The sequence below is a fragment of the Rhodococcus jostii NBRC 16295 genome (assembly GCF_001894825.1).
Lineage (GTDB): Bacteria > Actinomycetota > Actinomycetes > Mycobacteriales > Mycobacteriaceae > Rhodococcus_F > Rhodococcus_F jostii.
Window position 1 is genome coordinate 1 of record NZ_BCWY01000157.1, and the last position, 12,771, is coordinate 12,771.

Annotated in this window: 13 protein-coding genes and 1 pseudogene; 4 read left to right on the forward strand and 10 right to left on the reverse strand. The window is 64.0% G+C overall.

The genetic code is table 11. From position 1 onward, the window contains the following. A pseudogene (locus RJ1_RS43305) lies at positions 1 to 142 on the forward strand (MarR family transcriptional regulator); the annotation flags it as partial. Between the two features lie 50 nt (positions 143 to 192). Then, on the forward strand, positions 193 to 624 hold the full coding sequence (locus RJ1_RS43310) for a DUF5313 family protein (RefSeq protein WP_073370556.1): 432 nt from the start codon (positions 193 to 195) through the stop codon (positions 622 to 624). A gap of 235 nt (positions 625 to 859) precedes the next feature. Here the strand turns inward: RJ1_RS43310 and RJ1_RS43315 are convergent, their stop codons facing one another. The 8 genes from RJ1_RS43315 to RJ1_RS43350 all read right to left on the reverse strand — a co-directional run bounded on the left by RJ1_RS43315 (position 860) and on the right by RJ1_RS43350 (position 9,225). After that, positions 860 to 1,273: a WhiB family transcriptional regulator gene (locus tag RJ1_RS43315; protein WP_369691071.1), complete on the reverse strand. Its 414-nt coding sequence runs from the start codon at positions 1,271 to 1,273 to the stop codon at positions 860 to 862. 186 nt (positions 1,274 to 1,459) lie between these two features. After that, entirely contained in the window at positions 1,460 to 1,915 is a 456-nt protein-coding gene (locus RJ1_RS43320) for an EthD family reductase (protein ID WP_338049557.1), read from the reverse strand. After that, entirely contained in the window at positions 1,912 to 3,234 is a 1,323-nt protein-coding gene (locus RJ1_RS43325) for a cytochrome P450 (RefSeq protein WP_073370559.1), read from the reverse strand. The genes RJ1_RS43320 and RJ1_RS43325 overlap by 4 nt, the downstream gene beginning before the upstream one ends. Before the next feature lie 82 nt (positions 3,235 to 3,316). After that, positions 3,317 to 4,363 (reverse strand): PDR/VanB family oxidoreductase, encoded by a 1,047-nt coding sequence (locus tag RJ1_RS43330; protein ID WP_240319675.1) that lies wholly within the window; start codon positions 4,361 to 4,363, stop codon positions 3,317 to 3,319. Between the two features lie 320 nt (positions 4,364 to 4,683). Beyond that, positions 4,684 to 5,142, reverse strand: coding sequence for a hypothetical protein (locus RJ1_RS43335; RefSeq protein WP_143048853.1), 459 nt, complete (start codon positions 5,140 to 5,142; stop codon positions 4,684 to 4,686). 239 nt (positions 5,143 to 5,381) lie between these two features. Next, positions 5,382 to 6,338 carry an AraC family transcriptional regulator gene (locus tag RJ1_RS43340; protein ID WP_240319674.1) on the reverse strand — a complete coding sequence of 319 codons (957 nt, stop codon included), beginning with the start codon at positions 6,336 to 6,338 and terminating at the stop codon, positions 5,382 to 5,384. A 641-nt stretch (positions 6,339 to 6,979) separates the two neighbouring features. Beyond that, positions 6,980 to 7,711, reverse strand: a complete 732-nt coding sequence (pxpA, locus tag RJ1_RS43345; protein ID WP_073370572.1) for a 5-oxoprolinase subunit PxpA — start codon at positions 7,709 to 7,711, stop codon at positions 6,980 to 6,982. Then, positions 7,708 to 9,225, reverse strand: a complete 1,518-nt coding sequence (locus RJ1_RS43350; protein WP_073370574.1) for an amidase — start codon at positions 9,223 to 9,225, stop codon at positions 7,708 to 7,710. Before RJ1_RS43350 ends, pxpA begins: the two co-directional genes overlap by 4 nt. Before the next feature lie 156 nt (positions 9,226 to 9,381). Here RJ1_RS43350 and RJ1_RS43355 point away from each other — a divergent pair, with 156 nt between their 5' ends. Further along, complete coding sequence (locus RJ1_RS43355; RefSeq protein WP_073370577.1) at positions 9,382 to 10,146, forward strand: FadR/GntR family transcriptional regulator; 765 nt, start codon at positions 9,382 to 9,384, stop codon at positions 10,144 to 10,146. Positions 10,147 to 10,429: 283 nt separating this feature from the next. Beyond that, entirely contained in the window at positions 10,430 to 11,395 is a 966-nt protein-coding gene (locus RJ1_RS43360) for an NAD(P)-dependent alcohol dehydrogenase (RefSeq protein WP_073370580.1), read from the forward strand. A 9-nt stretch (positions 11,396 to 11,404) separates the two neighbouring features. Here RJ1_RS43360 and RJ1_RS48570 read toward each other — a convergent pair whose 3' ends face one another. Both RJ1_RS48570 and RJ1_RS43370 read right to left on the reverse strand, forming a co-directional pair. Then, positions 11,405 to 11,902, reverse strand: a complete 498-nt coding sequence (locus tag RJ1_RS48570; RefSeq protein WP_073370583.1) for an MDR/zinc-dependent alcohol dehydrogenase-like family protein — start codon at positions 11,900 to 11,902, stop codon at positions 11,405 to 11,407. 43 nt (positions 11,903 to 11,945) lie between these two features. Beyond that, positions 11,946 to 12,722 (reverse strand): enoyl-CoA hydratase, encoded by a 777-nt coding sequence (locus RJ1_RS43370; protein ID WP_073370586.1) that lies wholly within the window; start codon positions 12,720 to 12,722, stop codon positions 11,946 to 11,948. Positions 12,723 to 12,771: the final 49 nt, after the last annotated feature.

Genomic DNA, 12,771 nt, shown 5'->3' on the forward strand with positions numbered 1-12,771 from the left:
GGCGCTGCGCGCGGAGGCCGAGAAGATTCCGCCCGCGGTGATCGAGAGGCTCGGTGTCAGCCTGGCCGAACTCGAAGAACTTCACGACGTTCTCACCCGCGTCAATCAGGCTGCGCTCAGAGCGGGCGCGCTGGATCAATGAGGGCAACAATGTCGAATTCGACTTCAGTACAACGTGAACAGGCAGTTCCCATGTCGCGAAAGACGCAACGAACCCGGCCCGGACCCCTGCAGTGGCTGGGCTATGCGGTAGGCCGCACACTTCCCGACTCCATGCAGGACTGGGTCCGCAACGACCTGGTCGGTGACTGGGCGGTTCCCCGGCACCTCGTTCGCAGCATGGTTCCGTTCGTTCCGGTCTTCGCCGCGTTCTTCCTATTCCCGGGACCGGTCGGGCTACGAGCCTCGATGGTCCTGCTCGGCGTGCTCCTCGCTGTGTTCTACGCAGTGTCATACATGGCGCAGAACCGATCTCGACGCCTCGAGAGGCACGGATTGCCGCCCGATCTGGAGAACCCGAAGAAGGCGTCCCGCCACGATGCCGAAAAGGCCGCGTACGAGAAGCTCCACGGACCCGCCGACGCAGAGGTCATCAATCGGCGGAATGGTAACGAGCTCACCTAGGTCATGTCTCCTAATAGTGTGAGCGACAAGATGATTCCGGCGAGCAGGAATCCGGAGCAGTAGGTGAGGGCGAGTTTGTCGTGGCGGGTGGCCACCGCGCGCCACTGTTTCGCCTTGTCGTGCGCTCGATTTCACCAGACTGGACAGTGCGGGTATGGTCCGCCAAAGTGTCCCAGCGTCGCCGCGGACCAGCCTGTGCCTGCTAGCAGGGATTGTCGGTGTATCCCGCGACCTCCTACTCCGTGGCGTCACGTTGCGGCGCGGCGCCATGACCGATAGCACTGTCGTCTGTTTCACGCGAGGGCCGTGGAGGGTGGGCGCCTCGCTGATACGTGTGCGGAATTGATGCCCGACGCTCGTGGGTGGATAAACCGTCCCAAATTCCGTGTGGCTCGGAGGTACTCACTGCGTAGGCACGGCATCTCTCCGCGACAGGACAGGTAGCGCAGAGTTGTTTAGCGGCGCGTTCCCTTCCGGATCGCTGGCGCAAGGACTCTCCATCTTGTGGAAAGAACAGGTCGGTCCCCATCCCGCGACATCTGGATTGCCGTTGCCATTCAAGCTCATGGCCGAAGAGGTCTTCGTACATTTCGGCCCCGAGCGTTGGCCGTGCGCAGTGAAATGCCTGCGTTCGTGGTGTCGGCTTCATCGGCCTCGGCGCCGACACTCTTCATGCGTCCGACCATGACGGATGTGACCGCAGGCACCACATGGCTCCAGGTTGAAGGCGAGGCTGATCACCCTCGCAACAAATAGAATGAACAATATTCGAAACGCTGTCTTCGCTGGATGGCTCCAGCTGTCGAAGAACCCCGCGTGGGATTGTGACCGACCGTCAGGTCGCGGTGGGTTCGAAGTGAAGTATCCATACTTCCCCGGTGGCGAAATTGGGGACGTCGGCTTGGGCGGCGGCGCCTTCGGGTGATGTCAGCGCTGCGGACATGGCCTCTGCTGAATCGAAGTCCGCCTCGAAGATCGCGCCGTACGGGGCGGCGCCTTCAGCCGCGGCAACATCGACCGTGTAGCGGATTGCTCGGACACCGGGAAGCTTCCGTGCGAGGGGAAGGTGGGTGTCCTGGTAGTACGTGCGGAAGGCGTGAGGGTTGGTGGGTTGGCCGTAGAGCACCATCAGGGTGTACATCAGGTTCCTTTGATCAAGAGAGTGGTCATGGTTGGACAGGGTCGTGCCGCGCGTGGCGGACGACGGCGACGCACCCGCCGCCGCGACGACGACCCCACGGACGAGGTCGGGGCGGTCCGCGGGCCAGTATTTGCGGTGCTGTTCGGTCACGGTCGATCGTCGGGAAGCGGGTTCTGGGTGGGATCCCACCGGACAAGGACACGCTCGGGGCCCCGGAAGGACGTGTTCGGCGAGTACGTCCACTCCTGCCCCTTCACCAGATTCAGGTGCGGGAGCCGCTTGGTGGTCTCCTCGAGCATCACTCGCATCTCCATCCGGGCCAGCGCTTGCCCCAGACAGAGGTGGGTACCCCATCCAAAAGCCACATGCTCGTCGGCGTTCTCACGGGTGATATCGAAGCGGTCGCCATCGTCGAACACGGCGTCGTCGTGGTTGGCCGACCCCGTGAGCAGGAGGATGCGTTCACCGGCGGCGATGTCGAAGCCACCGATCGTCACCGGGCGCGTGGTCACTCGCCGCCAGGCCGGCACCGAGGACGCGTAACGCAGGATCTCCTCGACCGCGTTCGGAATGAGCGAGGGATTGTTGCAGAGTAGCTCCCACTGCTCACGATTCTCGAGCAACACCTTGAAACCGTTCGCGGCCGCGTTCGTAGTGGTCTCGTGAGAGGCGTACAGGTGGCTCTGCATGATCGAGGCAAGGTAGGTCTTGTCCCAGATGTCGTCGTTGCCGGCCTTCTGCCATGCCTTGATCGCATTGCTCATATAGTCGTTGCCGGGATTCTCGATCAACCGCTCGACGTGTTCGCGAGCGTACTCGAGGTAAGCGGCGAATTCGCCTGCCAACTCCACCTGCTGCTCATCGCTCGGACGCCCCCAGATCCACAGCGCGAAGCGGGACGCGTAGCCGCGAGCGCGTTCGATCTCGGCCTCCGGTACCCCCATCAACACGAATGCCGTCAGGGCCGGTACCTGGAATGTCATGTCCGCGACCATGTCGCCGTCGCCGGTCTCGACCATCGCGTCAAGGCAGTCACGAACGAAGCGGCGGGTCGTCGGCTCGATCTCGGCGATCCGGTCATCGGTGACACCCTTGCGTAGCACCCGGCGCCGCTTGGTGTGCAACGGCGCGTCCTCGTCGACCAGCATTGTCGAGGGTACGAAGTCGACGGCGGCGAGCTTCTCCATCGCGGCCGGGCAGGGCGGCTTGATCAACTCGCCTGCGGCGGTGGCACTGTACGACTCGGTGTCTTTGAAGATGGAGACGACATCCTCGTAGCGGCTCACCACCCAGTATCCGATCTCGGGGCTGTAGAAGACCGGTTCTTCGCTGCGCGCGCGGGTGAACACGGCGTACGGGTCCTGCAGGTATTCCTCGTCGAACGGATTGAAATCCGCCGCAAACTGGCTCACCGGGCATTTGCCGGGGGGCGTTGCCGAACCATGCGGCGCAGAGGTGGTTTCAGTCATGTCGGTTCTCCTATGAATGGGCGGTGTATAGGCACGCCGGGCGGCGACGCGCCAGAGGAACGGGAGAGGCGGTCGTGCCTCGTCAGAGATCGAGTACGAGCCTTGCTGAATGGGCGCGTGAGCAGCAGATCATCATCACGTCGTTTTCGGACTTCTCGTCCTCGTCGAGGATCTGATCGCGATGATCGACCTCGCCTTCGAGGACCGTTGTCTCGCAGGATCCGCAGACACCTTCGGCGCAACTGTTCGACGCCTTGATGCCACAGGCGAGAACAGCGTCGAGGATGGTCTGGTCGGGCGCGACGGTCAGGGTCTTGCCCGACCTCGACAGTTCGACTTCGAAGGCCACCTCGGCGTTGGGGTCGAGTTCGACGGCGGTGCCTGAGAAACGTTCGGCATGCAGTTGTTTCGACAGGCCGAGCTCGGCGCAGCGGGCGGCGAGTGCGTCGAGAAGCCGTTCGGGTCCGCAGCTGTAGATGTGCACCCCCGGATCGAGTTGCGATCCGAGAAGGTCGTCGACGTTCATGCGGGTTTCCTCGTCGGACACGCAGAACTGGACATTGTCCTGATCGCCGAGCTGCTCGACGAAGGCCATCTTCGTGCGTGTGCGGCCGGCATAGATCAGCCGATGCGGGCGCTCCCGAGCGGCAGCGGCCCGCATCATCGGAAGTATCGGCGTGATTCCGATACCACCGGCGATGAATAGATACTCGTCGGCAGGTTTGAGCGAAAAATTGTTCCGCGGAAGCGATGTGGTGAGCGTTGTACCCTTGGTGACCTCCTCGTGGATGTACTGCGATCCACCCCGGCTGTTCGGATCCCGCAGAATCGCGACCTCGTAGCGGGAACGATCACCGGGGTCGCTGTGCAACGAATACTGTCTGATGAGGTCGCCGGGTAGGTGAATATCTATGTGAGCGCCTTCTTCCCATACAGGCAGGTCCTCTCCCGTGCTGTCTATCAAACTCAGGGTGAGTACGTCGTCACATTCGCTGCGGACCTCATCCACGATCAGATGCAGAACTGACGTCGAATCGGATGCGACGGTGGACATAACAGCCTCCATGGCTTGGGAAGCGGGAGAATCCGCTAAATTGAGCGACTTTCCGTTCAAGGACGTGGGGGCCACGCACCGATTCCGGATGTGTTGGGCCTCACCAACTACGCTACGAAGTTGCCTGCGCCATATCTATCCCCGCAGCGGCGCGGACTATCCACGCAGCGACACCGGTTCTCGCCGGATCTGATGACGTGCCGGTGGCATGCTTTTCCCACTGGGTGACCATCAGTGCAGATCGACGCAGGGCAGCACCCCGCGCAGCACCGCCCTCGAGGGCAACGGACAGTCAGGGTGGGAGATCACTTGCGGTCAGCTCGTCAACGAAGCCGCCGCGAGTGCGTCCTGCCCGTGCGGTAGCCGAAACGTCAGGCTCCGTCGGACTCGTCAGCTCACGCCGCGGTCGCTGCCGGGATCCAGTCGATTACCAGAGATTGAGCACCGGAAAGCGCGAGCAAAGCGCGGATGGGTCCGCCTTCACGAAGCTGGCGGCTGACCTCATACTGCCGCGGCGCAAGGTTTCCCGTGAGTGCAACTGAGGAGTCGCCGATCAACAGCAGAGGAGTGTGAGCGCACCGGCTACCCACGATGAGCAGCGCTTCCTCGTCGACAATCTGTACCGGAACGTCGTGCGCGCCGAATGTCTCTCCGAGCATCAACACCACCTGCTCCGCGCCCGTTGCTGGGTCGCGGCAGGCAACGAGCCTGCTCAGGTCGGCCCCAACGGTCAATTGAATATCGAGCGTCAGAGGGGGGTGAGCCCGAAAGGGTGTTCGCGCCTCGCGTTCGCCGAGGACCACGCGAGCTCGAGGACTCGAAGATGCGGTGGTTGTTTTCTTCATGTCGATCATCTCTTGCCACTTTGGTGAGGTGAGGTGAGGCGTGGAGGTGATCGGTCGGTCAGCGCCGCTCGGCGGATGCTGGTCGGGCCGGTCTCCCGCTGCCCTTACCAACGACTCTAGGTAACCCGGCCGGGCTCCTCTATCCCGAGAGCGCACGGCTCTATCCTCCCAGCGCCAAACTCGATGCCGTCCGTCTGCAGCACGATCGCGAGAGGCGGAACCCGAGGAGGGCCGAAGGCGCCGCGTCCTCAGCCATACCGCAAGGTCTGAGAAGGGCTGACTCCGTACATTTGCCTGTAATCCCGAGAGAACCGCCCGTAGTGAAAGAACCCCCACCGGGCCGCAATACCTGCGACCGTCTCGGCGTCGTGTTGCGCACCGACCAGGTCCTCGTGAGCCATTCTCATCCGAACGCCGCGCAGATACTCCATCGGAGTTGCATCCATGAACTCGCGGAATCCGCGCTGGAGTGCCCGCACGCTCAACCCGACCTCACGAGCAATGTCGGACGGTGTCAGCGGCAACGCGGCGTGAGAGTTGATGAATTCGATGGCGTGACGGATGGTGGCCGGTGCGGTCAACACTGCCGGTGTCGCCAGATCTTCCGCATACTGATGATCGGTCAGGGACAACAGTCCGACGACGATCGAATACGTCAACGGTGCGGCAAGCAGCGGATTCGCCAGCATCGACCCGGCGATCTGGCTTTGGTATGTGTTCAGAACAAGTGTGCGCCAGGCGCTTCCATCAATTCCGGTCAGATCCAGGCCACCGTGGATCCGGATCGGGTCCGAGACTGGTCGGCCGAGCAGATCTTGCAGCACGGTGTGCACCGCCGAGCGATCCAGTTTCATCGCGAACATGTTCAGCCGGCTGTTCGTCGGCGTCAGGATCCGGGCGTCGGAGCCGGTCTGATACACCACCGCGTTGTTCTCTTCGACAACGGTCCGTTCACCGTTCGACTCGGACAGAAGTCGGCCCGACAACGGGATGTTCACGTGGTAACCCTCGATGGAGGGGCAAAACAGATCGCTGTTGCTGTTGTAGCGGACCTGGCCCGCTACCAGAGGTCCGGTCACTACAGCCTTCAAGTCTGCTTCGAACCGGGACACCGCCGCAACGCGCGTGAGCTCGTGAGGATGGAATACCTGCCCGACGCCCGCGGTCGCCTCCTCGACGTCTCCGCTGTGCAAGAGGATCGGCATGGACGGCGGATCACTGCCCCGAGAAATGTACGGCACAGTCATTCTTCTGATCGCCTTTCCATGGTCGGCAGGAATTGCTGACGATCACACGAGCTGGGAGCGCTCCTCCCACTCCCGGCGTTCGATATGCGAACACCTGCCCGCATCGCCCGGAGAGTATGTTCTACATCACTATTTTATGTCAACGATGTCCCTTGGTCCGTGCCGGCGAGCCCACGCGTCCTCCGGTCGTGAACGTGGGGGATCGCCGCTGGTCGTGGACATCGTCGCCATTGTCACGGCGGCATCGAAGGGACCAATGGATTGGTATTACAACATGTTTGACTGAACTGGATGCTGCCAACGACGCGAGGCTCGTCGTTGTTGGTCGACGGCTTCATCGCTGCCACCGTGGTAGCGACCGGTCCGCTTTGTGGTGTCGGCGGACCGCGACCCCGTGTATCCCAGACGTGTTACCGACGCTTGTTCGGTGGTGCGGGCTCGTGCGGTGACAAATGTAGTGCGGTCGACCGGCCCGGGAGCCCACTCTCGCCGCTCTCCATCACCCTTGACCAAACGCGGTTCGCACGTGCCTCCCGCAGTGCATTCCCTCGGCCACCGCGTTGCTGCGAGGGCGCGGCGCAACGGTGGCGTACCGGCCGTCAACCCACTCGTTGCTGTCCTCGGATTGTTTCGCGTACGCGTTCGGCAACGCGTGGTGCGTTGGGGAGATCGGAGTGGACACAGACGGATTCGACGGTGACATCGATGTCGGTGCCGTGGATCGTGGTGGTGGTTCCCTCGGTGATGGCTCGGCGTGTTTTCGCTTCGATCTCGTCGAGGTCGCGGTGTGCGGCGGCGCGGGTGACGATGACGGTTCCGTCGTCGTCGTAGTCGAGGTCGACGTAGAATTCGGAGACGAAACCGACCCCTCGCCGTGCAGCCACACGTTGATGCGCGGTGTTCGGGAGCCCGAAGATCGGGACGCCGTATTGGTCGGCGACATCGCAGGCTGATTCCATGAGATCTTCGTTGCGGGCGAGCATTCCGTAGAGTGCGCCGTGCGGCTTGATGTGATGAAGGGGTGCTCCGACGGCGTCGAGGAACCCGGTCAGCGCCCCGACTTGGTAGCGGATGAGGTCTCGGACCTCGTCCGGGTTCAATTTCATTTCGCGGCGGCCGAACCCGACGATATCGGGCAACCCGGGGTGTGCGCCGATGGTGACGTCGGCGTCGAGGGCGGCGGCGACGGTGCGGGCCATGGTGGTGGGGTCCCCGGAGTGCATTCCGCAGGCGAGGTTGATGGTGTCGACGTAGGTCAGTAGGGCGGGGTCGTTGCCGAAGGAGTGGATGCCGAGGGCTTCGCCCATGTCGGCGTTGAGGGTGATGGTCATCGCGCGTCGGCCTCCGACGATGCGGGGATGGGGAGGGTGGGGGCTCGGCGGGCGTCGAGGACCTGTTCGATGCCGCGGGCGAGCTGGAGCAGCGTGGTTTCTTCGAAGCGGGTGGACATGATCTCGAGGCCGACGGGGAGTCCGTTTGTGGTGAACCCGGCCGGTATCGAGACCGCGGGGAAGTGCAGTTGGGAGGCGATGACGGTGTTGGTCGGGTAGGTCAGGCAGGTCCACCGTCCGCCGAGGACGTCGTCGTGGGTGGGGGCGGGTAGGCGGACGTCGGGGAACACGACGGCGTCGAGGGCGCGTTCGACGAACAGTGCGGTGACGATGCGCGCGAATTCTTCGCGGGCGAGTACGCGGTCGAGGTACTGGGAGTCGGTGCGGGGGTCCTCGGGTCCGTCGGTGATGCCTTCGAACAGGTCGAGATGCCGGTCGTAGGTTCCGGTGCGACGGACTTCGTCGACGCTGGCGATTCCGATCTCGGGGTGTTCGGCGAAGTAGGCATTCATGTCGTTGCGTGAGCGGGTGAAGTACAGCGAGGTGAACGAGACGTAGTGGTCGAGGTCGGGGATCTCGACGTCGACGAGTTCGGCGCCCGCGATGGCGAGTTGGGTCAGGGCAGCGTCGATGACAGTGTTGACCTCAGCGCCGTCCGGGTCGGCGGGATCGCCGAAGGCGCTGCGCAGCAAACCGATTCGTTTTCCTTCCGTGGTTGCATCTTTGATGCTGTCCTCGAAGGAGGGGGCATGGCGGCGGTGGCGGGCGACTGTCGTGTAGTCGTCGGTGGGGTCGTAGCCGACGAGGACGTCGAGGAGTTTGGCGGCATCGGTGACGGTGCGGGTCATGGGGCCGGCGGTGTCCTGGGGCACGACCAGCGGGGACATGCCGGTGCGGCTGATCATCCCCGGTGTGGCGCGGAAGCCGACCAGATTGCAGAACGAGGCGGGCAGGCGGATGGACCCGCCGGTGTCCTCGCCGATGCCGACGAGGGCGAGGTTGGCTGCGATGGCGGTCCCGGTGCCGCTGCTCGAGCCGCCCGGGTCGCGGGTCAGGTCGTAGGGGTTCTTGGTGACCCCGGAGATCGACGAGGTGGAGAACCAGGAGGTGGCGAAGTCGGGCATGGTGGTCTTGCCGAGAATGATCGCCCCTGCGGCCTTGAGCTTGCTGATCGCGGTCGCGTCCTGCTCGGGGACGTAGTGGGCGGCGTTCTCGTTGCCGAACGTGGTTCGGAGCCCGGCGGTGGTGGCCTGGTCCTTGACCAGGACGGTAACCCCGTGCAGCGGCCCGGACAGCTCTCCGGTCGATGCGAAGGCGCGGTCCAGGGCATCCGCCTCGTCGAGTGCGGTGGTGGAGACGGTGATGACCGAGTTCAGATGCGGTCCGGCCGCATCGAGGGTCGCGATTCGGTCGAGGTAGGCCTGGACGACGTCGCGGACGGTGGCAGTTCTGTCGCGGTATGCCTGGTGGACGCGGTCGATGGTGGCTTCCTGGATGTCCCAGTCGAGGCTCATGGCTGATCACTTTCATCAGTCCGGTGTGCGGCCGTGAGGGGAGTTCGGCGGCATTCCGGGGACGTGGCGGGAATTCATCATCCAATGTTGGACATTGGATGTTGGCGCTACAGTAACGGACGACACACGATCGAGCAATGGGAAGGGTGTTTCACCATGGACCGGGCGTTTACACCTCAGGCGTTGACGCGCAAGGATGCGTCGGGGCAAATCGCCAAGCAGTTGCGGTCGGCGATCGCGGACGGCGTGTGGGGTCCGGGGGAGCGGCTGCCCACCGAAATGGATCTGGCGGAGACCTTCGACGTCTCGCGCAACACCGCGCGCGAAGCCCTCAAACTCCTCAGTGCGACGGGGCTGCTCACCTCCTCGCGTGGGGGTGTCGGCGGTGGTACCTATGTCGCGGTGCCGGACTCGGACGAGATCGCGGAAGTGCTCGGCGACGCCATTCGGTTGTGGTTCCGGGCGGGGGACGTCACCGTGCACGATGTCGACGAAGCACGGCGGGTACTCGAGGAGTTCAGTGTCGCGATGGCCGCCGAGCGGCACACCGACACCGACCTCGACGCCATCCACGGGCCAGTTCTCGCGGCGCACGACTTCGAGATGGGCATCGAGGATTGGCTCGACCTGGATCTCGAATTCCACACCGCGATCACCCGGGCCGCGCACAACCCGATCTTGGAGTTGGCTATGACCTCCGTGCACCTGATCCGGCCGGTCACCAACCGTGTCTTCGTCGATCGACTCGACCGGCGCACGGTGATGGAACAGCACGAAGCGATGTACCAGGCCATTGCCGGCGGCGACCCGGACCAGGCCCGGGCAGCGTTCGCGACACACATCGACTATCTCGACCGGGTGCGTCAGGACGTGCTGCGTGATCTCGACACCGACGACGTCCGGATCTCCGACATCCGCTAGGTGCCGGTGTCCTCCCCGGACTGATGGAATGACCGCCGATGCTCCGATCTTCTCCGCGCCCGATTGCACGTTCAATCACTCGACACTCGAGAATTGAGCCCGAGTCCAGTGGCTGGTGGAGGTCGCAAGATGCAGTTCCACTCCAGCGATCACGCCGACGCTTACGCTGTACTGGCAGCGCTGTTCGAATCCGTCGCCTACACGCCGATCACACTCGGTACTCGCACACCGAGACCGGCAGAGCGGAGGCGCTCGAGCAGGTTCTCGGTGAGGAGAATTACCGGTGAAAGCAGTCATGTATGCCGAGTTCGGACCACCGGATGTCCTCGGCATTCATGAGGTCGACCGACCCACACCGCGGCCGGGTGAGGTGCTTGTGCGTGTGCACGCGACGACCGTGACCAGGGCCGAGACCCTCATGCGCAGGGGGCGCCCCCGCTGGGGTCGCCTCATCCTCGGGGTCAGTCGGCCGCGCAGGAATCGGCGGACTCCGGGCCTCGAATTTGCCGGAGTGATCGAAGCGACCGGCGCGGACGTGCACCGGTTCGCGCCGGGCGACCAGGTTTTCGGATTCGCCGGATTCCATCTCGGTGCGTGCGCGGAATACGTCTGCTTGCCGGAGTCCGCATCGCTCGAGCAGAAGCCCGTCGGCATCAGCTTCGAGGCGGCGGCCGCCGCGGTCGACGGCCCGTCGACTGCGCTGTACTTCCTTCGCGACAGGGCACACGTCCGTCGCGGCCAGCACGTGTTGGTCAACGGCGCCTCCGGCAGCATCGGAACCTACGCGGTGCAACTGGCCAAACATTTCGGCGCCGAAGTCACCGCGGTGTGCAGCGCTCGTAACGCGGAGTTGGTCACCGACCTGGGCGCCGACCACGTCGTCGACTACCACGAGGAAGACTTCAGCTCCCACCACGACACCTACGACGTCATCTTCGACACGATCACCGCGAGCTCGTTCGCACGATGCCGACGGGCGCTCACGCCGCACGGCTGTTACGTCCCCACAACCGGCCTGATCAACTGGCCGCTCGGTGGGTGGACCGCGCTGCGCGGCGGAAGAACCGTTCGGCCGGGGATGTCCGTCGAGAAGAAGGGCGCTCTTGCCTTCGTGAAGGATCTGGTCGAGTCCGACGGGCTCCGCATCGTCGTCGACCGCAATTTCCCAATGGATCGGATCGTCGATGCACACCGATACGTGGACCAGGGCCACAAGGTCGGCAACGTGACGGTCACCATCGGCCGCTGACGTTTCTGGTCAGTGCTCGTGGATGATGATGCTGCGGGCGGCTTCGCCGCGGATCATGGCGTCGAATGCCTTGTTGATCTCGTCGATGCCGATGGTGCGCTCGATCAGGGAGTCGAGCGGCAGTCGATCGTTCATGTAGAGGTCGACGATCTTCGGGAAGTTGGCGGGGGGCCGGCACGATCCGTAGTTGCTTCCGGTCAATGTCTTTTCGCGGTCGGACATGACGAACGGGTCGATGGTGATCTTCCTCCCCTCGGCCACCTGGCCGACCACCACGGCGGTGCCGCCGGGGGCCAGGGCCTCGTACATCACCAACCGGAGCAGGGCGCCGTGGTGCTGTGCCCAGACGAATTCGGTCGCCAGGCACCCGCCGGAAAGAGTCCCGCTGACGTCCGCAAGCGTGTTGACGGGCACTTTTGTGACGAAGGCGAGGCCGTAGAAGTCCCGGTTGCCCAGCCAGTCGTGACCGACACCGTATCCACAGTGCCCCGCACCACGTCGACCCATCCCGCACCGGAGCCCAGTGCGGGATGATCGTCGCCTGTGGGGCCTAGCGATGTGTGAAGACGGGTCTGCGCTTCTCGACGAACGCGGCCATGCCTTCCTTCTGGTCCTCGGTGGCGAAGGTGGAGTGGAACACTCGCCGTTCGAACCGGATGCCCTCGGTGAGCGTGGTCTCGAAGGAGCGGTTCACCGCTTCCTTCGCCATCATCGCGACGGGCAGTGACATCTCGGCGACGGTGGTGGCCGTCTGCAGCGCTTCGTCGAACAGGTCGGCGGCGGGGACGATCCGGGACACGAGTCCGGCCCGCTCGGCCTCCTCGGCGTCCATGGTGCGGCCGGTCAGGCACAGTTCCATCGCCTTCGCCTTGCCGATGGCGCGGGTAAGGCGCTGCGAGCCGCCGATGCCGGGGATGACGCCGAGCTTGATCTCGGGCTGACCGAACTTGGCGGTGTCGGCGGCGAGGAGGATGTCGCACATCATCGCCAGCTCGCACCCGCCGCCGAGCGCGTATCCCGCAACTGCGGCGATGATGGGTTTGCGCGCGGCGGCGATGCGGTCGCCGATGGAAAAGAAGTCGTCCAGGTAGACGTCCATGTACGACTTGGTTTGCATTTCCTTGATGTCGGCGCCGGCGGCGAACGCGCGGTCGGAGCCGGTGACGAGGATGGCCCCGATGTCGCTGTCGGTGTCGAGCTCTTCGATGGCGGAGACGAGTTCGCGCAGAAGCTGGGTGTTCAACGCATTCAGCGCTTTCGGGCGGTTGAGGGTGATGATCCCGACTCGGCCCTTGCGGTCGAGGAGGATGGTGTCGTAGTCGGTCACTGGTCTTCTCCGGTGGTCGTGGGTGGGGTGAGGCCGAGTTCGAGGTCGC